General features: G+C 69.4%; 18 protein-coding genes. 8 read left to right on the forward strand and 10 right to left on the reverse strand.

Annotation, left to right across the window (positions count from 1 at the left end; all coding sequences use genetic code 11):
* Nucleotides 1-39: 39 nt before the first annotated feature.
* Complete coding sequence (locus ITJ62_RS17710; protein WP_194604986.1) at nt 40-903, reverse strand: ADP/ATP-dependent (S)-NAD(P)H-hydrate dehydratase; 864 nt, start codon at nt 901-903, stop codon at nt 40-42.
* A gap of 140 nt (nt 904-1,043) precedes the next feature.
* Between ITJ62_RS17710 and ITJ62_RS17715 the strand changes: the two genes are divergently transcribed.
* The gene (locus ITJ62_RS17715) at nt 1,044-2,120 is read left to right on the forward strand and encodes an NADH:flavin oxidoreductase/NADH oxidase (RefSeq protein WP_137243332.1); all 1,077 of its coding nucleotides are present in this window, start codon (nt 1,044-1,046) and stop codon (nt 2,118-2,120) included.
* Between the two features lie 75 nt (nt 2,121-2,195).
* On the opposite strand, the gene ITJ62_RS17720 is transcribed toward ITJ62_RS17715, so the two are convergent.
* The 3 genes from ITJ62_RS17720 to ITJ62_RS17730 all read right to left on the reverse strand — a co-directional run bounded on the left by ITJ62_RS17720 (nt 2,196) and on the right by ITJ62_RS17730 (nt 6,024).
* Nucleotides 2,196-3,245 (reverse strand): hemolysin family protein, encoded by a 1,050-nt coding sequence (locus tag ITJ62_RS17720; RefSeq protein ID WP_064295254.1) that lies wholly within the window; start codon nt 3,243-3,245, stop codon nt 2,196-2,198.
* A complete protein-coding gene (locus tag ITJ62_RS17725) occupies nt 3,242-4,561 on the reverse strand; it encodes a hemolysin family protein (protein WP_137243333.1) in 1,320 nt (439 codons plus the stop codon). Before ITJ62_RS17725 ends, ITJ62_RS17720 begins: the two co-directional genes overlap by 4 nt.
* 149 nt (nt 4,562-4,710) lie before the next feature.
* Nucleotides 4,711-6,024 carry an MFS transporter gene (locus ITJ62_RS17730; protein ID WP_194605398.1) on the reverse strand — a complete coding sequence of 438 codons (1,314 nt, stop codon included), beginning with the start codon at nt 6,022-6,024 and terminating at the stop codon, nt 4,711-4,713.
* 203 nt (nt 6,025-6,227) lie between these two features.
* Here ITJ62_RS17730 and ITJ62_RS17735 point away from each other — a divergent pair, with 203 nt between their 5' ends.
* The gene (locus tag ITJ62_RS17735; RefSeq protein ID WP_194605401.1) at nt 6,228-7,073 is read left to right on the forward strand and encodes a LysR substrate-binding domain-containing protein; all 846 of its coding nucleotides are present in this window, start codon (nt 6,228-6,230) and stop codon (nt 7,071-7,073) included.
* A 15-nt stretch (nt 7,074-7,088) separates the two neighbouring features.
* On the opposite strand, the gene ITJ62_RS17740 is transcribed toward ITJ62_RS17735, so the two are convergent.
* Both ITJ62_RS17740 and ITJ62_RS17745 read right to left on the reverse strand, forming a co-directional pair.
* The gene (locus tag ITJ62_RS17740; RefSeq protein ID WP_194604989.1) at nt 7,089-7,388 is read right to left on the reverse strand and encodes a hypothetical protein; all 300 of its coding nucleotides are present in this window, start codon (nt 7,386-7,388) and stop codon (nt 7,089-7,091) included.
* Nucleotides 7,389-7,436: 48 nt separating this feature from the next.
* Entirely contained in the window at nt 7,437-8,876 is a 1,440-nt protein-coding gene (locus ITJ62_RS17745; RefSeq protein WP_071262471.1) for a GuaB1 family IMP dehydrogenase-related protein, read from the reverse strand.
* A gap of 134 nt (nt 8,877-9,010) precedes the next feature.
* Between ITJ62_RS17745 and ITJ62_RS17750 the strand changes: the two genes are divergently transcribed.
* Nucleotides 9,011-12,778, forward strand: a complete 3,768-nt coding sequence (locus ITJ62_RS17750) for a multifunctional oxoglutarate decarboxylase/oxoglutarate dehydrogenase thiamine pyrophosphate-binding subunit/dihydrolipoyllysine-residue succinyltransferase subunit (protein ID WP_194604991.1) — start codon at nt 9,011-9,013, stop codon at nt 12,776-12,778.
* A gap of 135 nt (nt 12,779-12,913) precedes the next feature.
* Entirely contained in the window at nt 12,914-14,617 is a 1,704-nt protein-coding gene (locus ITJ62_RS17755) for a sodium:proton antiporter (RefSeq protein ID WP_194604994.1), read from the forward strand.
* 16 nt (nt 14,618-14,633) lie between these two features.
* On the opposite strand, the gene ITJ62_RS17760 is transcribed toward ITJ62_RS17755, so the two are convergent.
* Nucleotides 14,634-14,885 (reverse strand): zf-HC2 domain-containing protein, encoded by a 252-nt coding sequence (locus ITJ62_RS17760; protein ID WP_079707242.1) that lies wholly within the window; start codon nt 14,883-14,885, stop codon nt 14,634-14,636.
* Nucleotides 14,882-15,571 carry a sigma-70 family RNA polymerase sigma factor gene (locus tag ITJ62_RS17765; protein ID WP_079707243.1) on the reverse strand — a complete coding sequence of 230 codons (690 nt, stop codon included), beginning with the start codon at nt 15,569-15,571 and terminating at the stop codon, nt 14,882-14,884. The genes ITJ62_RS17760 and ITJ62_RS17765 overlap by 4 nt, the downstream gene beginning before the upstream one ends.
* Nucleotides 15,572-15,614: 43 nt before the next feature.
* On the opposite strand from ITJ62_RS17765, the gene aroA reads away from it, so the two are divergent.
* The 3 genes from aroA to bcp are packed head-to-tail and all read left to right on the forward strand — an operon-like array spanning nt 15,615 to nt 18,523.
* Nucleotides 15,615-16,964 (forward strand): 3-phosphoshikimate 1-carboxyvinyltransferase, encoded by a 1,350-nt coding sequence (gene aroA / locus ITJ62_RS17770; RefSeq protein ID WP_194604998.1) that lies wholly within the window; start codon nt 15,615-15,617, stop codon nt 16,962-16,964.
* 4 nt (nt 16,965-16,968) lie between these two features.
* Nucleotides 16,969-18,030 (forward strand): ribosome small subunit-dependent GTPase A, encoded by a 1,062-nt coding sequence (rsgA, locus tag ITJ62_RS17775; RefSeq protein ID WP_194605001.1) that lies wholly within the window; start codon nt 16,969-16,971, stop codon nt 18,028-18,030.
* 13 nt (nt 18,031-18,043) lie between these two features.
* Nucleotides 18,044-18,523, forward strand: a complete 480-nt coding sequence (gene bcp, locus ITJ62_RS17780) for a thioredoxin-dependent thiol peroxidase (protein WP_194605003.1) — start codon at nt 18,044-18,046, stop codon at nt 18,521-18,523.
* 10 nt (nt 18,524-18,533) lie between these two features.
* Here the strand turns inward: bcp and ITJ62_RS17785 are convergent, their stop codons facing one another.
* Nucleotides 18,534-18,959, reverse strand: a complete 426-nt coding sequence (locus ITJ62_RS17785) for a hypothetical protein (protein WP_194605006.1) — start codon at nt 18,957-18,959, stop codon at nt 18,534-18,536.
* Between the two features lie 193 nt (nt 18,960-19,152).
* Here ITJ62_RS17785 and ITJ62_RS17790 point away from each other — a divergent pair, with 193 nt between their 5' ends.
* Entirely contained in the window at nt 19,153-19,401 is a 249-nt protein-coding gene (locus tag ITJ62_RS17790) for a WhiB family transcriptional regulator (RefSeq protein WP_056012627.1), read from the forward strand.
* A gap of 77 nt (nt 19,402-19,478) precedes the next feature.
* Here ITJ62_RS17790 and ITJ62_RS17795 read toward each other — a convergent pair whose 3' ends face one another.
* A complete protein-coding gene (locus tag ITJ62_RS17795; protein WP_079002802.1) occupies nt 19,479-20,978 on the reverse strand; it encodes a sensor histidine kinase in 1,500 nt (499 codons plus the stop codon).
* Between the last annotated feature and the right edge of the window lie 130 nt (nt 20,979-21,108).

Here is a 21,108-nt window from a genome sequence, read left to right on the forward strand (position 1 = left end):
GTTCTGGGAGTTGTCCTTCGTCCACCGATGAACGATCGTTCAGCGGAGGAGACCACCGACGACACCGCGCACCGCTTCGGCCACGTCGAGCGCGGCCAGCGGGCCCTCGGCTGCCGCGGCATCCCCGGCGGCCGCGTGCAACAGCACCCCGCTGGCGGCGACGCTCGCCAGGCATCCGGGGTCGGCGAGCACGCGCTCGGCGTTCGTGGCGACGAGCGCACCGATGATCCCGGCCAGGGCGTCGCCGGTGCCGGCGGTCGCGAGCCAGGGCGATCCGCCGGAGACCGTGATGGCGTCACCGTCCGGCGCGACCACGTGGGTCGTGCCGCCCTTCAGCACCACGACGATGCCGAGGCGGGCGGCGACGTCGGCCGCGTACGACACCGGGTCGGCACGGATGGCCTCGACCTCGGCCGGGCTCCCCAGGCCGCTCAACATGGTGGCCAGTTCACCGACGTGGGGTGTGGCCACGATGCGCCACGACTCGTCGACACCGAACGCCCGCTGGTGGGCACCCGCGGCGACGCGACGGAGCGACCCCGCGTCGGCGACGACCGGCTCACCCCCGTGCAGGGCGGCGTCGAGCAGGGAGCTCTCTTCGCGGGTCAGCTTGCCGGGGTCCATGCCGGAGCCGATGAGCCACGCCTGCACGCGCCCCTCCGCCGTCACGATCTCGGGGCGGCGCTGCAGGACGAGGTTCGCCGGTCGGTCCGCGCCGAGGTAACGGACCATGCCGACCCCGGTGCGGATCGCCGCCTCGACGCCGATGACGGCGGCACCCGGATAGCGGTCGGACCCGGTCACGACGCCGAGGACACCCCGGGAGTACTTGTCCGAGTCGGCGTCGGGCACGGCGATCCAGTCGCGTGCGTCGGCAGGGGTCCAGAGTCGCGGTTCGGCCATGCCATCACCCTAGGCCAGTCGTCGCGGAGGACTGACGCTGAGCCGTCGATCGTCGGTCATCCCGGAGGCGGGAATCCGAGCGCGCCCCGGGACGTTGAGCCGGGTGGCGACGCCCGTCGCCCCGAGACCCGAGGAGTTCCGTGCCCCAGCTGTTCGATCCGATCACCATCCGCGACCTCACCATCCCCAACCGTCTGTGGATCGCCCCGATGTGCCAGTACAGCGTCGCCGCCCAGGACGGCGTCCCCACCGACTGGCACCTCATGCACCTCGGCCAGTTCGCGGCGGGCGGCTTCGGCCTCGTCATCTCCGAGGCGGCTGCGATCAGCCCCGAGGGCCGGATCTCGCCCCAGGACGCAGGCATCTGGAACGATGAACAGCGCGACGCCTGGCGACGGATCACCGCGTTCATCACCGAGCAGGGTTCCGTCCCCGGCATCCAGCTCGCACACGCCGGCCGGAAGGCCTCCACGTTCGCCCCCTGGGGCACCGACGGACACGGCAGCGTGCCGATCGAGGAGGGCGGCTGGTCGACCGTCGCTCCGTCGCCCGAGGCATTCCCGGGCTACGCGGTCCCGGAGGCCCTCGACGACGAGGGGATCGACCGCGTCGTCGACGACTTCCGCGCGGCGGCCGTCCGGTCGGTCGACGCCGGCTTCCAGGTGATCGAACTCCACGCGGCGCACGGCTACCTGCTGCACCAGTTCCTCTCACCGCTCGTCAACCACCGCGAGGACGGCTACGGCGGCTCGCTCGAGAACCGGGCCAAGCTCCTCCTCCGGGTCGTCGAAGCGGTTCGCGGGGTCCTCCCGGCCGGTCTCCCGTTGTTCGTCCGGTTCTCGGCCACGGACTGGGTGGACGACGGATGGGACGAACACCAGACCGCGACCGTCGCCGCCTGGTGCGCCGAGCGCGGGGCCGACTTCTTCGACATCTCCACCGGTGGAGCCGTCGGCGGCGTCCGCATCCCGCTCTCCCCCGGGTACCAGGTCCCGTTCGCGGCGCACATCGGTTCGACGGGTGTCGACACGAGCGCCGTCGGGCTCATCACCGACGCCCAGCAGGCCGCGGCCATCGTCGCAGACGGGCAGGCGGAGGCGGTCATGGTCGCCCGCGAGGCGCTCCGTGATCCACACTTCGCGTTGCGCGCCGCGACCGAGCTCGGCGTGGAGGTCGCCTGGCCGGGCCAGTACGAGCGCGCGAAGCCGCGCGCCTGAGCGCGACCCCGGCACGACGACGGCCCGCACGCGATCGCGTGCGGGCCGTCGTCGTCTCAGCGCTCAGGCGTCCGATCAGCGACGCCGGGTGGCGTCCTGGACTTCTCCGACGAGCTCCTCGATGATGTCCTCGAGGAAGAGGACCCCGGTGGTGGCGCCCGCTTCGTCGAACACCCGGGCGACGTGTGCCCCCGAGCGGCGCATCGTGGTCAGTGCGTCTTCGACGTCCGAATCCTCGAACACCGACACGAGCTGCCTGATGTGCTTCGCGGGCACCGGCCGCTCCTCGTCGCCACTGCCGTCGAGGTCGTCGTACCGCAGCACGTCCTTCAGGTGCAGGTAGCCGATCGGCACCGACTCGTCGTCGACGATCACGTACCGCGAGTAGCCGTACTTGGCGACGGCGCGCTCGACGTCCGAGGGGGTGGCCTCCTCCGTGAGCGTGATGAGGCTCCCGAGCGGTAGGGCCACGTCGTGGACCTTCTTCTCGGTGAACTCGAACGCCGCCACGAGCGCACCCGTCGAGTCGGTGAGCACACCCTCGCGGGTGGACTGGTCGACGATGGTCGCCACCTCATCCAGCGTGAACGCACTCGCGGCCTCGTTCTTCGGCTCCACCCGGAACAGGCGGAGGACGGCGTTCGCGGTCGCGTTGAGGGACACGATGATCGGACGGAAGACGCGCGCCACGAAGACGAGCGGCGGAGCGAGCAGCAGGACCGCGCGATCCGGGATCGAGAAGGAGAGGTTCTTCGGGACCATCTCGCCGAAGACCACGTGGAGGTAGGAGACGAGCAGCAGCGCGATGATGAACGCCACCGTGCCGATGGTCTCCTCGGGCCAGCCGGTGAGCGCCAACGGCACTTCCAGCAGATGGTGGATCGCCGGCTCGGAGACGTTCAGGATGAGCAGCGAGCAGACGGTGATGCCCAACTGACTCGTCGCCAACATGAGCGTGGCGTGTTCCATGGCCCACAGCGCGGTCTTGGCGCTCCGGCTCCCCTGCTCGGCGAGGGGTTCGATCTGCGACCGACGCGCGGAGATGACCGCGAACTCGGCACCGACGAAGAAGGCGTTCGCGAGCAGCAGCACCACGAGCCAGGCGATTCCTGCCCAGTCACTCATACGTCACCACCGTCCTCCGACACGACGGGTCTCGGGGTGAATCGGATCCGATCGATCCGTCGGCCGTCGAGTCGCTCGACGCGGAGCGTGCCGTCCTCGAGCTCGAGCTCGTCGCCCGAGACCGCGAGCCGTCCGAGCTCGCTCATGACGTAGCCCGCGACCGTCTCGTACGGACCGTCCTCCGGGACGCGCACGCCGGCGCGCTCGAGGAGCTCGTCGGGACGGAGGCTGCCCGGGAAGGTCGTGGAGTCGCGTCCGCGGACCACCCCGGCACGCGAACGGTCGTGCTCGTCGGCGACCTCGCCCACGAGTTCCTCGACGAGGTCTTCGAGGGTGGTCACGCCGGCGGTGCCGCCGTACTCGTCGACCACGACGGCCATCTGGTATCCGCGTCCGCGCAGCTGCGAGAGCAGCACGTCCAGCTTCATCGTCTCGGGGACCCGCAGGGCCGGCGACTGCAGGGCTGAGACGGGCACCTCGCCGCGTCGGTCGCGCGGGACTGCGATGGCCTGCTTCACATGCACGACACCGGTGATGTCGTCGACGTCGGCATCGGTGACCGGGAAGCGCGAGTGGCCGGTCGACCTCGCGAGGGCGAGCACCGCCTGGGCGGGTTCGCCGCGCTGGATCGACGCGATGCGCGGCCTGGGCGTCATGACGTCCGACGCATCGTGGCTCGAGAAGCGGAGGGTGCGGTTGAGCAGGGTCGCGGTGTCGGCCTCGAGTGTGCCCTCGAGCGCCGATCGACGCACGAGCGACGACAGCTCCTCGGCCGTCCGGGCTCCGGACAGCTCCTCCTTGGGCTCGATGCCCATCGACCGCAGCAAGCCGTTGGCGCTGCCGTTGAGGACGACGATGGCCGGCTTGAACACCCAGGTGAAGGCCGTCTGGAACGGCACGACGAACTTGGCCGTCTGTCGGGGCAACGCGAGCGCGAAGTTCTTCGGGACGAGCTCGCCGATGATCATGCTGAGCAGCGTGGCGAGGGTGATCGCGACGATCGTCGCCACGACGGCGACGACGCCCTCGGGGATCCCGATGGAGCCGAGCGGGCCGGCGAGCATCGACGACAGCGCCGGCTCCATGGTGTAACCGGTGAGGAGGGTGGTCAGGGTGATCCCGAGCTGCGCGCTCGACAGGTGCGTCGAGGTGATCTTGAGCGCTGCGATCGTCATCGTCAGGCGGGTCTCACCACGGTCGCGGCGGGCCTCGAGATCGGCGCGGTCGAGGTTCACGAGCGCGAACTCGGAGGCGACGAAGAAGCCCGTCCCGATGGTCAGTACGAGGCCGACGCCGAGCATGATCCACTCAGACATGACGATCCCGTCCGTGCTGAGCGGGCGATGCCGGAGTGGGGGTACCGTCGCCCGGGTGGGCGGTCGTCTCCCGTGAGCGGGTCAGCACGGGGCTGGGATGGTGGCCGGGGGATCTGTCTGAAGGAGGGTCGTCCATTGTGCGGACGAGTCTATCGGACATCCGCGGCTGTGGACCCCGGATTTCCGGGGTTCTTCTCAGCCTCCGCGAGACGCCGGCGCTCCTCGGCCGCGCGACGCTTCCGACGCCGCACGAGGAGGAACCGCACGCCGATGCACGCCGCGGCGAGCGCCGGGACCCCGCCCGAGACGATCATGCCCACGTGCGCCCCGGCGACCTCGACGAGCCAGCCCATGAGCGGACCGCCGATCGCCTGACCGCCGAGCAGCACGAGGATGTACAGCGACATCACACGGCCACGGATCGCCATGTTGGACGACAGCTGGACGAGTGAGTTCGCCGCCGTGATGAAGAGGAGGTTCGCGACCCCGCCCGCGACGAGCAGGAGGGCGAACGGGAGGAGCACGGGCATCGCCCCGGCGGCCGCCTGCAGGACGCCGACCGCCGCCGCCGCGACGATCACGATGCGCAGGTCCACACCCCCGCGCCTCGTCGACGCGAGCGCCCCGGTCAGCGCGCCGACGGCGACGAGGGCGTTGAGGAACCCGTAGCCGCTCGCGCCGATGTCGAAGACGTCCGACGCGTAGGCGGCGAGCAGGACCGGCAGGTTGAAGGCGAACACCGACATGAACGCGACCATGATGACCGTCCACCGGATGGCAGGCTTCCGCATGGCGTACCCGAGTCCCTCCTTGAGCTGGCCCTTCGCCTTCGCGACGACCGGGGTCGGGACGAGTTCGGAGACACGCATGAGCGCCAGGGTGAGCACGACGCCGGAGCAGGCGAGGGCGTTGATCGCGAAGGACCATCCGGAACCGACGGCGGTGATGAGGACCCCGCCGACGGCCGGACCGACGAGCTGGCCGAGCTGGAAGACGGCGGAGTTGAGGCTGATGGCGTTCCGCAGTCTCGCCGGGCCCACGAGCTCGTTCACGAACACCTGTCGCGCCGGGTTGTCGACGACGGTGACGAGGCCGAGCATGAAGGCGATGACGTAGATGTGCCACACCTCGACCGCGCCGCTGAGCGTCAGGATCGACAGCGCGACCGCGAGGACGGCGGCGAGCGACTGCGTGATCATGAGCAGCACACGCTTGGAGTAGCGGTCCGCGATCACGCCGCCGAGCAGTCCGAACAGCAGCATGGGCGCGAACTGCATCGCGACCGTGATCCCGACGGCGGCGACACTGCCGGAGAGCTCGAGCACGAGCCAGTCCTGCGCGATGCGCTGCATCCCGATCGCGGTCGTCGCGACGATGTGCCCGATCGTGAAGAGACGGAAGTTCGGGACGCGGAGCGAGGAGAAGGTGTCCCGCCAGGCGGGACGCTCCCCCACGATCGGCATGGGGGCGGTGGGCGGTGGTGGAGCGACGGCGGTGTCGGAGGGAGGGGTCACGGAGAGAGCCAGCGTTTCGTATGTCGAGTGCGTGTCGTATGGGTGGAGCCGCGGAGGCCGTCGGCTCCCATCCACGCTATTGCCGACGCGACCATTTCCGAGCAGGATGATCCCTATCAGTCCTATTCGATTCCCGAATGATCGGCTCACGCATGTTCGACCCCGCACTGCTGCGCACCTTCCTGGCCGTCGCCGAGACGAAGAACTTCACGCGCGCCGCCGCGCAGCTCGGGTTGAGCCAGCCGACGGTCAGTCAGCAGATCCGACGGCTCGAGGAGGCCGCCGGCCGGTGGCTCGTCGTCCGGGACACGAGGGCGGTCCGCCTGACCGACAACGGTGACGCGATGGCCGGGTTCGCGCGCAACATCCTCGCTGCACATGCCTCGGCGGAGAGCTACTTCACCGGCTCGGCGATGAGCGGTCGCCTCCGCTTCGGGGCCGCCGACGACCTCGCGATGACCCAGCTCCCCCGGATCCTGCGGCACTTCCGTCAGGGTCACCCGCAGCTGAACCTCGAACTCACCGTGAACCAGAGCGGGCCGCTCTACCGTCGGCTGAAGGCGGGCGCCCTCGACCTCATCTTCATCAAGATGCACCCAGGCCAGAACGAGGGCAAGCTCGTACGGACCGACTCGATGGTCTGGGTCGGTCTCGAGAAGACCACGATCGAACCGGGCCAGCCCGTCCCCCTCATCGCCTACCAGGACCCGAGTCTCTCCCGGCAGCTGGCGATCGACGCCCTCGAGGCCGCCGGGCGCACCTGGCGGATCACCTGCAGTACGCGGGAGGTGAACGGCGTCCTCGCGGCGGTGCGGGCCGGGCTCGGCGTCGCGGTCTTCCCGCGCAGCCTGATCCCGAGCGACCTCGTCATGCTGAGCAACCGGCTGGAACTCCCGCCCCTGGGCGGCGTCGACTTCACCCTGCTCGCGAACCCGTTGGCGGCGGCCGGCCCGGTGGAGGCGCTCTCCTCGGCCATCATGGACCGGTCGCTCGCCTGAGCGAGCACACGGCGGTCAGGCGTCGACGGACTCCGACGCACTGGCGAACGGCGCCGGGATGAGGTAGGTCTCGCGCACCTCGGCCGATTCGTGCGGGCCGCTACCGTCGGGCGCGGTGAAGGGTTCGTCGAACTCGACGATCCACGTCGTCAGCTGTTCGGTCCACACCGAGACGAACGCCGCGGCACGCTGGCGGCCGGGTGCGACGATGACCCCGGAGGCACGCTCCCCCGTCGAGGGATCGGACGCCGGGTCCACGAGCACGAGGACCTGCATGCCGACACCGAACCCGTGCGTCCCACCGTTGACCACCATGGGCCCATCATCCCACCGCGGTCGTGCGAGCCGCACCAGCACCGCGGCTCACCAGGAGACGGGCAGCGCCTTGCCCTCCTCGTACCCGGCGGCCGACTGGACGCCGACGATGGCGCGCTCGTGGAAGCCGGGGACCGAGTCGGCACCCGCGTAGGTGAACGACGAGCGCACACCGGCGGTGATCATGTCGAGGAGGTCCTCGACCGAGGGCCGGAGCGGGTCGATCGTGATGCGGGAGGACGAGATGCCCTCGGCGAAGAGCGTCTTCCGCGCGAGTTCGAACGGGTCGAGTCGGCCGAAGCGCTCGTGCACGGCCTTGGTCGACGCCATGCCCCAGCTCTCCTTGTAGAGCGACCCGTCGGCGGCGCGCTGCAGTTCACCGGGGGCTTCGATCGTGCCGGCGAACCAGGAACCGATCATGACCGAGGACGCACCGGCCGCGAGGGCGAGGGCGACGTCGCGCGGGTAGCGGACGCCACCGTCCGCCCAGACCTTCGCGCCGAGTGCGCGGGCGGTCGCGGCCGTCTCGAGCACGGCCGAGAACTGCGGACGTCCGACCGCCGTCATCATCCGCGTGGTGCACATCGCACCGGGTCCGACACCGACTTTGAGGATGTCCGCACCGGCGTCGACGAGGTCCTGCACCGCGACGGCGGACACGACGTTGCCGGCGACGATCGGGAGGCCGAGACCGAGCGCACGGACGGCCGCGATCGCGCGGAGCATGCCCTCCTGGTGCCCGTGGGCGGTGTCGATCACGAGGACGTCCACCCCGGCGGCGGCGAGCGCCTGCGCCTTGACGGCGACGTCACCGTTGATCCCGATCGCCGCGGCGACCCGCAGCCGGCCCGACGCGTCGAGCGCCGGCGTGTAGATGGTCGACCGGAGCGCGCTCGTCCGGCTGAGGGTGCCGACGACCGCGCCGTGGTGCAGCACGGGCGCGAACTCGAGGTCGGCGGCGACCATGAGGTCGAACGCGGCCCGGCCACCGGTCACGTCGTCGGCGTCGATCGAGGCGAGCGACCCGCGAGCGAGGTCGCCGAGCCGTGCGTCGGGCAGCGCCGTGGCGAGACGTGCGGCCGGGATGCAGCCGGCGAAGGCGTCGCGCTCGTCGTGGAGCACGATGCCGTGACCGGCGACCGCGGGGATCAGGCGCAGGGCGTCGGCCGCGGTCTGATCGGCGCGCATGATCAGCGGGGTGTCGAAGGCGACCGGCTGCTCCTTGACCCAGCGGATCGCCGCGTCGAGCTCCTGGAGCGGCATGTCCTGCGGCAGGACGCCGAGCCCGCCGCGCCGCGCCAGCGCCGCCGCGAGGCGTGGCCCGGTGACGGAGTTCATGTTGGCGGAGACGATCGGGATCGTGGCGCCGGTGCCGTCGTCCGGAGCCAGGTCGACGTCGAGTCGACTCGTGATCCCGGAGCGGCTGGGGACGAGGAACACGTCCGAGTACGTCAGGTCGTGGCTGGGAATCTCACCGATGAACCGCATGAGAACACCGTATCCCGACCGGCGTCCGAGCCGCACCGACGACGGAATGGGTTTAGGCTTGATGACTGGATCGTGCGGGCATGTTCCCTGCCTGCAAACAGTGAGAATTCAACGGAGAGAGTGGGCGATCGACGGTGTCGAGCCAGATGACCGGAGTGGGCGCCGATGACGGCGCAACGAACGAATTCGGAGCCAATGAATGGCTCGTCGACGAGATGTACGAGCAGTACCTCGTCGACAAGGATTCCGTGGACCGCTCCTGGTGGCCGATCCTCGAGCACTACCGGCCGGTGAACGGCGCAGCCCAGGGAACGACGGGCGGCCAGTCGGACGACGGTGCGGCGTCCGCCGGCACCACGGCGTCGGCCCCCGCCCCTGCGGCGGCGGACGAGGCGGCGCGGGTCAACCCGCCGACGGCCCCGATCCAGGTCATCGGCGCGCAGCCGGTCGCCCGCACCACCTCGGTGCAGGCGAAGCCGGCCCCGATCCCGGCCGACGCCCCGATGACGAGCCCGAACCAGGTCCAGCAGCCGAAGAGCGACCAGACCGAACCCGCTCCGGAGGACGTCGACAAGGTCACCGTGCTGAAGGGCATGGCCAAGTCGCTCGCCACCAACATGGACGCGAGCCTGACGGTCCCGACCGCGACGAGCGTGCGCACCATCCCGGCGAAGCTGATGATCGACAACCGCATCGTCATCAACAACCACCTGAAGCGCGCCAGAGGCGGCAAGGTCAGCTTCACCCACCTCATCGGCTGGGCCCTCATCCAGGCGTTGAAGGACTTCCCGAGCCAGAACGTCTACTACGAGGAGACCGACGGCAAGCCCACGGTCGTCGCCCCGGCGCACATCAACCTCGGCATCGCCATCGACCTCCCGAAGCCCGACGGCTCCCGCGCCCTGATGGTGCCGGGCATCAAGCGCGCCGACACCCTCACCTTCAACGAGTACCTCTCCGCGTACGAGGACCTCGTGACCCGCGCCCGCAAGGGCAAGCTCACCGGAGCCGACTTCCAGGGCGTCACGATCTCGCTCACGAACCCCGGTGGCATCGGGACCGTGCACTCGGTCCCCCGCCTCATGAAGGGCCAGGGCTGCATCATCGGCGCCGGTGCCCTCGAGTACCCCGCCGAGTTCCAGGGCGCCTCCGAGCGCACGCTCAACGAGCTGGCGATCGGCAAGACGATCACGCTCACGAGCACCTACGACCACCGCGTCATCCAGGGTGCCGGCTCGGGCGAGTTCCTCAAGGTCGTCCACGAGCTGCTCATCGGCAGCCGCAGCTTCTACCAGGACATCTTCGCCGCGCTCCGCATCCCGTACGACCCGATCCACTGGTCGCCCGACATCAGCGTCGACCTCGCCGACGCCGTCGACAAGACCGCCCGTGTCCAGGAACTCATCAACGCGTTCCGCGTGCGCGGCCACCTCATGGCCGACATCGACCCGCTGGAGTACGTGCAGCGCTCGCACCCCGACCTCGAGATCGAGACCCACGGCCTGACCTTCTGGGACCTCGACCGCGAGTTCGTCACGGGCGCCTTCGGCTCGGCCCGCACGGCCAAGCTGCGCGACATCCTCGGCGTCCTCCGCGACTCGTACTGCCGCACCACGGGCATCGAGTACATGCACATCCAGGACCCCGCGCAGCGCAAGTGGATCCAGAGCAAGGTCGAGCGCAAGTACGAGAAGCCGACGCACGACGAGCAGATGCGCATCCTCGGCAAGCTCAACGAGGCCGAGGCCTTCGAGACCTTCCTGCAGACGAAGTACGTCGGCCAGAAGCGCTTCAGCCTCGAGGGCGGCGAGTCCACCATCGCCCTCCTCGACACCATCCTCCAGGGTGCGTCGCAGGCCCAGCTCGACGAGGTCGCGATCGGTATGGCCCACCGCGGCCGCCTCAACGTCCTCACGAACATCGCCGGCAAGACGTACGGTCAGATCTTCCGCGAGTTCGAGGGAACGCAGGACCCTGCGAGCCACGGTTCCGGCGACGTGAAGTACCACCTCGGCACCGAGGGCACCTTCAAGGCCGAGGACGGCCGCGAGATCCCGGTCTACCTGGCAGCGAACCCCTCGCACCTCGAGGCCGTCAACGGCGTGCTCGAGGGCATCGTCCGCGCGAAGCAGGACCGCGGGCCGATCGGCGCGTTCGGCACCCTTCCGATCCTCATCCACGGCGACGCGGCGATGGCCGGTCAAGGCGTCGTCCTCGAGACGATGCAGCTGTCCCAGCTGCGCGGCTACCGCACGGGCGGCACGGTCCACGTCGTCATCAACAACCAGGTCGGCTTCACCACGCCTCCTGGCGAGGGCCGCTCGTCCATCTACAACACCGACGTCGCGAAGACCATCCAGGCGCCGATCTTCCACGTGAACGGCGACGACCCCGAGGCCGTCGTGCGGGTCGCGGAGCTCGCCTTCGAGTACCGCCAGGAGTTCAAGCGCGACGTCGTCATCGACCTCGTGTGCTACCGCCGACGCGGCCACAACGAGGGCGACGACCCGTCGATGACGCAGCCGCTCATGTACAGCCTCATCGAGGCGAAGCGCTCCGTCCGCAAGCTCTACACCGAGGCGCTCGTCGGCCGTGGCGACATCACCGAGGAGGAGTACGAGGCCGCGCACCGCGACTTCCAGGACCGCCTCGAACGCGCCTTCATGGAGACGCACGCCGAGCAGACCTCGCCGACGCCGATCCCGACCGAGGTCCTCGACGAGGACGGCTACTCCGGCGAACTCGAGACGACCGGCGTCTCCGAGGGCGTCGTGCAGCTCATCGGCGACGCGTTCAACAACAAGCCCGCCGGGTTCACCGTGCACCCGAAGGTGCAGCAGCTCCTCGAGAAGCGTCTCGACATGAGCCGCAACGGCAACATCGACTGGGGCTTCGGAGAACTGCTCGCGCTCGGATCGGTGCTCATCGAGGGCACCCCGGTACGGATGTCCGGACAGGACTCCCGCCGCGGCACCTTCGTGCAGCGCCACGCCGTCCTCCACGACCGGGTCAACGGCCAGGAGTGGCTGCCGCTCGCGAACCTCAGCGACAACCAGGCCCGCTTCTGGATCTACGACTCGCTCCTCAGCGAGTACGCGGTCATGGGCTTCGAGTACGGCTACTCGGTCGAACGTGCCGACGCCCTCGTGCTGTGGGAGGCGCAGTTCGGCGACTTCACCAACGGCGCGCAGACGATCATCGACGAGTTCATCTCCTCCGCCGAGCAGAAGTGGTCGCAGCGATCGAGTGTCACGCTCCTCCTCCCCCACGGCTACGAAGGCCAGGGCCCCGACCACTCGTCCGCGCGGATCGAGCGGTTCCTGCAGCTCTGCGCCGAGGACAACATGACCGTCGCACGGCCGTCGACCCCCGCGTCGTACTTCCACCTCCTGCGTCGCCAGGCGTACGCCCGCCCGCGTCGGCCGCTCGTCGTCTTCACCCCGAAGGCGATGCTGCGTCTGCGTGGCGCGACCAGCCCGGTGGCGGACTTCACCTCCGGCCGCTTCGAGCCGGTGATCGACGACGCACGGATCACCGACAAGGCCGCGGTCAAGCGGGTGCTCCTGCACTCCGGGAAGATCCACTACGACCTCCTCAGCGAGCTGCAGAAGCAGCCGAACGACGAGATCGCCCTCGTCCGCGTCGAGCAGTTCTACCCGGTCCCGGTGGCCGAGCTGAACGCCGTGGTCGCGCAGTACCCGAACGCCGAACTGGTGTGGGTACAGGACGAGCCGGAGAACCAGGGCGCGTGGCCGTTCATCTGCCTGGAGGCTGCCAAGCACCTCGAGGGTCGGACGATCCGCAACGTGTCGCGCACCGCGTCCGCCTCCCCCGCCACGGGTTCGGCGAAGCGTCACGCCGCCGAGCAGGCGGAGCTCCTCCGCACCGCGCTGTCGCTCTGACCTCAGCCGCACGACGACGACCGCCTGTTCCGACAGGCGGTCGTCGTCGTCTGTGTCGTCGTCTGGACGCGGGTGGTCAGCACGGCGACAGCGATCCGTGAGTGGGCGGTGAGCCACCGCCAATAGGCTGACGCCATGGACTTCGCATTCCTCGCCGTCGTCGCGGTGGTGACCATCGTCGCGGTGGCCCGCTTCGCGAACAAGCTGCGCGTGGCAGCCCCACTCATCCTCGTCCTGGTCGGGCTCGCCCTCAGCTATCTGCCGTTCGTGCCGGACGTCGAGGTCAAGCCGGAGTGGATCCTCGCCGGCGTGCTGCCACCGCTCCTCTATTCGGCCGCCGTCAACGTGCCCCTGGTCGACTTCCGCCGCAACCTCAAGGCGATCTCCGGGCTCTCGGTCGTCCTCGTCGTGGTGTCGTCGGTCCTCATCGGCTGGATCCTGTCGACGATCCTCCCCGACCTGAGCCTGGCCGCCGGCATCGCCCTCGGCGCCGTCGTCAGCCCGACCGACGCGGTCGCCGCGACCTCCATCGGCAAGCGGCTGGGCATGCCGTCGCGCCTCGTGAGCGTCCTCGAGGGCGAGAGCCTCGTCAACGACGCCTCGGCCCTCGTCCTCCTGCGCTCCGCCATCGCCGCGACCGCCGGCACGGTCTCGTTGTGGGGTGTCCTGGGCGACTTCGCCTATGCCGTGGCGCTCGCGATCGCGATCGGGATCGTCGTCGGGTTCATCACGGTCCGGATCCGATCCCGCCTCGGCGACCCGGTCCTGACGACGGTCATCTCCTTCGCCGTACCGTTCATCGCGTATCTGCCCGCCGAGCACTTCCACGCCTCAGGCGTCCTGTCGGTTGTGGTCGCAGGACTTTACACCGGGCATCAGAGCGCGAAGTACTTCACCGCCCAGGACCGCATCAGTGAGCGCATCAACTGGCGGACGACGCAGTTCCTCCTCGAGAACGGGGTGTTCCTGCTCATGGGGCTCGAGCTCGAGGCCATCGTCTCGCAGGTGGAGCAGGACGACCTCGGCATCTGGTCGTCGATCGGCCTCGGGTTGCTGACCGCCATGACCCTCATCGTCGTCCGCATCGTGTTCGTCGGCGTCCTCGTCTGGTCGTTGCGACGCGATGAACGGGAAGCCCTTGCCCGGCGGCCGAGACTGGAGCAGGTCTCCGCACGCCTCGAGGAGCATCCGACGGAGAACGCGCGTTCAGCCAAACGCAAGGCCGCCTTCTCGAGGTCGATCGCCCGGCGGAGCGCCGACCTGGACTTCCTGCAACGCGAGGGCCTCGGATGGCGGGGCGGCGCGGTGCTCGCCTGGGCGGGGATGCGCGGCGTCGTCACGATCGCCGCCGCTCAGTCGCTCCCGTTGGACACCCCGTATCGGGCGGAGCTGGTGCTCATCGCGTTCACGGTCGCGATCGTCACCCTCCTGCTCCAGGGCGGTTCCCTCCCGCTCGTCATCCGGCTGACCCGGGTCGGTGGTACGGATGAGCAGGCGGCGATGGCGGAACTGGCCGGTCTCGTGGAGGAGATCTCGACCGTCGGTGTGGCCGCCCTCGACGACCCGCAGCTGCGAACGGACGGCGGGGAGCCGTTCGACTCCGCGGTCGTCGACCGGGTACGCACGAGCAGCCTCATCCGCGTCGAGTCGGCGGCGGAACGCACCGATGCCGGCGTGGGCCCGCACGAGCAGTTCCGACAACTGCGACGCCGAGTGCTCGACGCCGAACGCGATGCGCTCCTCGATGCGCGGGCGACCGGCAGCTACTCCTCCGAGGTGCTGGCGAAGGCGCAGCGGATGCTGGACGTCGAGGAGTCACGCCTCGACGGCGCCGGCTGATGGGGTCGGTCCGCCGTCAGGCGCTCTCGTGGGTGGCCTGGGTGGCCCGCAGCGACGCCAGCACCTGGTTCTTCAGGTCCTCGGGTGCCGTCTCCTTGCACGCCCGCTGCACGGCCTCGGTGAGGGTCTGGGCGACGAGCGCCTCGTTCTGACACTCCGGGCAGTTCGCGAGGTGCTCGCGGATGTCGGCCGCTTCGGTCGTGCACACCTCGTGACGGAGGTACTCCTCGAGGTCCTTCTTGGCCTTGTCGCAGCCGCAGTCGCTCATTTCTTGCTCCCCTGCTTCGTCACGGTGAACCCCCGGGACTCGGCGTAGTCGGCCAACAGGTCGCGCAGGAGTCGTCGGCCACGGTGCAGACGACTCATCACGGTCCCGATGGGCGTTTTCATGATGTCGGCGATCTCCTGGTAGGCGAAGCCCTCCACGTCGGCGAGGTACACCGCGAGGCGGAAGTCCTCCGGGATGGCCTGCAATGCGTTCTTCACGTCGCTGTCCGGCAGGTGATCGATCGCTTCGGCCTCTGCGGAGCGGCTGGAGGTGGCGCTGATCGACTCGGCGCCGCCCAACTGCCAGTCCTCGAGGTCGTCGATGGTGCCCTGGTACGGCTCGCGCTGCTTCTTCCGATACGTGTTGATGTACGTGTTCGTGAGGATGCGGTAGAGCCACGCCTTGAGGTTGGTGCCCTGTTCGAACTGCGCGAACGCGGCGAAGGCCTTCACGAACGTCTCCTGGACGAGGTCCTGAGCGTCCGACGGGTTCTTCGTCATGCGCATGGCAGCGCCGTACAACTGATCGATGAACGGCAGCGCCTGTGCTTCGAACAGTGATCGGGGGTCCGGCTCGGCCGGAAGGGCTTCTGGGTCGACGGAGGTCATCACCGGCCAGTCTACGGCCAGCGCCAGACGGCCGTGATCGGCCTCCGTCACCGGTCGTTCCAGTACCGCTGTGGACATCCGCTCCTCCTTCTGCTCTCGACCCCGACTACTGTTGGAACCAATGTTGACCAATCCGTATTCCGCACCAGATTTCGACGTGTACGGCGATGCCGAACCCGAGCACGACGACGCAGCCTGGCCGGCGCCCGTCGCGGGCGGTCCGGTCGATGCGACCGTCTCGCTCCCGGGCTCGAAGTCGCTCACGAACCGCGAGCTCGTCCTGGCCGCTCTGGCCGACGGGCCCTCCCTCCTGCGCGCCCCGCTCCACTCGATGGACAGCACCAACATGGTCGAGGCGCTCCGCGCACTCGGGACCACCGTCGTCGAGCGACCGGCGTCGGGCGCGTTCGGCAAGGACTGGCTCGTCACGCCGGGCGAGCTGTTCGGCAGCACGACCGTCGAGTGCGGGCTCGCCGGCACCGTCATGCGGTTCGTCCCGCCGCTGGCCGCCCTCGCGCTCGGGCCGACCGTGTTCGACGCCGACCCCTCGGCCAGGAACCGGCCGATGGCCACCATGATCGGCTCGCTCCAGGCGCTCGGCGTCGACATCAGCGACGACGGCCGGAAGGCGCTCCCCTTCACGGTGCACGGCACGGGCACGGTCACGGGTGGCAAGCTCACGATCGACGCGTCGTCGTCGAGCCAGTTCGTGTCCGGCCTCCTGCTGGCCGCAGCCCGCTTCGAGCAGGGCCTCCACCTCGTCCACGAGGGCGAGCGTCTGCCGAGCCTGCCGCACATCGAGATGACCATCGCAGCCCTCGCGGCCCGCGGGGTCACCGTGGAACAGCCCTCCGTCGGTGAGTGGGTCGTCGCCCCCGGCACGATCGCCGCGCTCGACGTCGACCTCGAGCCCGACCTCTCCAACGCCGCACCGTTCCTCGCCGCGGCGCTCGTCACCGGCGGAAGCGTCACGCTCCGCGGCTGGCCCACCTCCACCACCCAGGTCGGTGCCGACCTGGCGGACCTCCTGCCCCGCTTCGGCGCGACGGTCACCCTGGACGGCGACCGCCTCACCGTCACCGGCGGCGAGCGGATCACCGCGGTCGACCTCGACCTGACCACCGGCGGTGAGCTCGCGCCCGCCCTCACCGCGCTCGCGGCACTCGCGGACGGACCGTCGACCATCACAGGCATCGGGCACATCCGTCACCACGAGACCGACCGCCTCGCGGCCCTCGCGACGGAGATCAACAAGCTCGGTGGCGCCGTCACGGAGCTGCCGGACGGTCTCCGCATCGAGCCGCGCCCCCTCCACGGCGGCGAGTGGTCGAGCTACCACGACCACCGCATGGCGACCACGGGAGCGATCCTCGGTCTCGTCGTGCCCGGGGTCACCATCGAGAACGTCGCCACGACCGCGAAGACGCTCCCACAGTTCACCGAACTGTGGCACGCGATGCTCGGGAGCTGAGCCGATGAGCTGGTGGGACGACGGCGTCGACGACGACGAGCCGGAACTCGACGAGTCGAGCATCAGGATGCGGCCGAACCCGAAGGCGAACCGCCCACGGACGAAGACGCGGCCCGAGCACCTCGATGCACTGACCGCACGCGTCCTCGCGGTCGACCGCGGCCGCTACACCGTGCTCCTCGACGAAGGCACGCCCGAGGAGCGCGTCCTGACGTCGACCCGCGCTCGGGAACTCCGCAAGCAGGCCATCGTGACCGGCGACCGGGTCGATGTCGTCGGCGACACCTCGGGTGCCGAGGGCACGCTGTCGCGCATCGTGCGGATCGTGCCGCGCACGACGCTGCTCCGCCGGAGTGGCGACGACACCGACGCCATGGAGCGTGTCGTCGTCGCCAACGCCGACCAGATGCTCATCGTCGTGGCTGCGGCGAACCCCGAGCCACGGGCCCGACTCGTCGACCGCTACCTCGTCGCCGCCTACGACGCGGGGATCACCCCGATCCTCTGCATCACGAAGACGGACCTCCAGGACCCCGACGAGTTCCTCGCGAACTTCGCCGGGCTCGGCCTGCGCGTGTTCCGCAGCCGGGAGGACGACGTCCCCCTGGCCGAGATCACCGAGGCCCTCATCGGCCATGACACGGTCTTCGTCGGCCACTCGGGCGTCGGCAAGTCCACCCTCGTCAACGCCCTCGTTCCGACGGCGGAGCGCGCCACAGGGCATGTGAACGTCGTCACCGGGCGTGGCCGTCACACCTCCTCGTCGACCGTCTCGCTGCGCATCGAGGCGCCCGGAGGATCCGGGTGGGTCATCGACACCCCGGGCGTCCGCTCGTTCGGTCTCGGACACGTCGACACCGCCAACATCCTGAGGTCGTTCACCGACCTCGCGGAGATCGCGCTCGAGTGCCCACGCGGCTGCACCCATCTTCCCGACGCCCCCGACTGCGCGATCATCGAGGCCGTCGCCGAGGGACGGCTCGGAGAGAACGGCCCCGCACGCCTCGACTCGCTCCAGCGGCTGCTGGGGACCTTCGCCACGATCAAAGCCGACCAGTACTCCTGACTAGGCTTGGGGTATGCCTGAAGCAATCCGTCTGTCCGCCGGCGACCCGGCCCCCGCGTTCACCCTCACCGACCAGGACGGCACCAGCGTGTCCCTGTCCGACTTCGCCGGACGACGGGTGATCCTCTACTTCTACCCCGCCGCGATGACGCCCGGCTGCACCACCCAGGCGTGCGACTTCCGCGACAACCTCGCATCGCTCAGCGGTGCCGGGTACGTGGTGCTCGGCGTCTCGAAGGACTCCGTCGAGAAGCTCAAGGCCTTCCAGGAGGAGGACGGGCTCACGTTCCCGCTCCTCAGCGACCCGGAGCTGACGGTCCACCAGGCGTACGGAGCCTACGGTGAGAAGAACTCGTACGGACGCATCGTCACGGGCGTCCTCCGCTCGACGTTCGTCATCGACGAGACGGGCACCCTCACCCTCGCCCGGTACAACGTCAAGGCCACCGGCCACGTGAAGAGCCTCCGCAAGGCCCTCGGCCTCGACGCCTGACGCGTCGCGCTCAGATCTCGCGTCGGGTCACGGCGGCGACCGCCGGCGTGAACAGGAGCCCGAGGACGGCCAGCGACGGCAACAGCAGGAACCACCCGATCGCGGGTTGCGCGAAGACCCCCTGGAACGCGCCGACGGCGACGGCGATCTGCACGAGCTGCCAGGTGACCGCTCCCCCGCGGATCCAGCTCCGTCCGCGGATCGCGCCGAGGGCGAGCGCCGTGACGAACGCCGTGGCGATGAGCAGGATCACGAAGATCGCCAGTGCGCTCGTGAACGAGGCCGGCGTCGCCGCGACCAGCTCGAAGAGGAACCAGGCCGAGAGCCCGATCATGAGCAGCGCCTCCGCGACGAGCAGGACGATGAAGGCCAGCACCGCCGGACGACGAGGCTCCTCAGGGTTCGGAGCGGAGGCGGCGTTTCGATCGGTACTCACAGGGTTCACCCAAACTTGACTATTGATTTGCTCTTACCGATATGAAACCATGTTTGAGGCCGACATGAGGTCCACGAGGGTGTGGACAGATCCCGAATCCCGGACGATCATCCCCCTCGCATTTCGGCTTTCGCTTCCCGAGACCCCTCACTCGGTTGAAGAAATCTCACCATGCAATAAAAGGAGCTCCCCTATGGATTGGCGCGATAAAGCTGCCTGCCTGACCGTCGACCCGGAATTGTTCTTCCCGGTCGGGAACACCGGTCCGGCGGTCGATCAGATCGACAAGGCGAAGGCCGTGTGCGCCACCTGCAGTGTCACGGAGCTGTGCCTCCAGTACGCGCTCGAGACCGGCCAGGACTCCGGTGTGTGGGGCGGCCTCAGCGAAGACGAGCGTCGCGCCCTCAAGCGTCGCGCGGCTCGCGCCCGCCGCGCCTCCTAGTCGCAGACGAGAACCCCGGGTGCCGAACGGCCCCGGGGTTCTCGCATGTCTGCGGCCGTTCGCGACGGCACGGGACCTCAGCTCTTGGCGACCCAGCGCATCGGGATCGCGATCGTGACCTCGGTTCCACTCCCCATGAGCGTGTGCCAGTCGATCGTCCCGCCCAGTTCCCCCTGAATGAGCGTCCGCACGATCTGGGTGCCGAGGCCGGACCCGACCTTCCCCTCCGGGAGCCCCACGCCGTTGTCGCGGACCTGCACGCTCAGCAGCTCGTCCGTGCGGTCGGCCGTGATCTCCACGTCGCCGTCGCGGCCGTTGAGCCCGTGCTCCACCGCGTTGGTGACGAGTTCGGTGAGCGCGAGGGCGAGTGGCGTCGCGTACTCGCTCGGGAGCACGCCGAACGAGCCGGAGGACTTCGGGCGGACCGTGGTGTTGTGGGAGCTCGCCACTTCAGCGATGAGCAGGAGCACGCGCTCGAAGACCTCGTCGAAGTCGACGTTCTGGTTGAGCCCCTCGGACAGCGTGTCGTGCACGACCGCGATGGCGGCCACGCGCCGCATGGCCTGCGTGAGGGCGTCGTGGGCGTCCTCCGAGTGCGTCCGCCTGGCCTGGATCCGCAGGAGCGACGCGACCGTCTGGAGGTTGTTCTTCACCCGGTGGTGGATCTCGCGGATCGTCGCGTCCTTGGTGATGAGTTCCTGCTCCTGGTGACGCAGTTCGCTGACGTCGCGGCAGAGCACGATCGCGCCGACCCGCTCGCCGCGGCTCCGCAACGGGATCGCCCGGAGGGAGACCGTCACGCCCTTGTCCTCGATGTCGGTCCGCCACGGCGCCCGACCGGTGACGACGAGTGGCAGGGACTCGTCGACGGTGACGGTCCCCGTCCCGGAGAGCAGATGGGTCGTGACGTCCGCGAGCGACTCGCCCTCGAGTTCCTCGGCGAATCCGATCCGGTTGAAGGCCGAGAGCGCGTTGGGGCTGGCGAAGGTGACGGTACCGTCGACATCGAGACGGATCAGGCCGTCGCTCGCGCGCGGCGCGCCCCGGCGCGGTCCGGTCGGCGCTCCGAGATCCGGGAAGTCGCCAACCGCGATCATCTCGAACAGGTCGCTCGCGCAGTCGTTGAAGGTGAGTTCCTGGCGGCTGGGCGTGCGAGCCTCACCGAGATTGGTGTGGCGGGTGATGACCGCGATCGGTCCGTCGGCATTGGTCGTCTCGGTCGGCGATATCCGCCGGGCGACGGGTACGGCACGAACCCTGGTCGGGGTCTCCTCGTACCAGTCCGGTGCGGACGACTCGATGATCCGTCCACTCTCGAAACAGTCGGTGACCTGCTTGCGCCATTCCTGCTTGATGGATTGCCCGACGAAGTCGCGATAGAAGAGTGTCGCGGCACTCGACGGACGCGAATGCGCGACCGCTATGAAACTGCCGGAATCGGTCGGTACCCAGATGACGATATCGGCGAACGCCAGATCCGCGAGGAGTTGGCTGTCCGCGAGCAGCATGTGCAGCCACTCCACGTCGGCCGCACTGGAGCGGCCCTGGGCGAGAACGAGATCACTGAGCGTCGACACGATTCCAGTCTAGGCTCGGCCGGCCGACACCGAGTGCGCCGGGCGTGCCCCGATGACCACTGGTCGGGCAGGCCTGGAACGGCGACGGCGCCCAGCGGCCCGTGGGGGGGCCACTGAGCGCCGTCGCCGG

Origin of the sequence: Plantibacter sp. VKM Ac-2876 (genome assembly GCF_015350715.1) — a bacterium.
Lineage (GTDB): Bacteria > Actinomycetota > Actinomycetes > Actinomycetales > Microbacteriaceae > Plantibacter > Plantibacter auratus.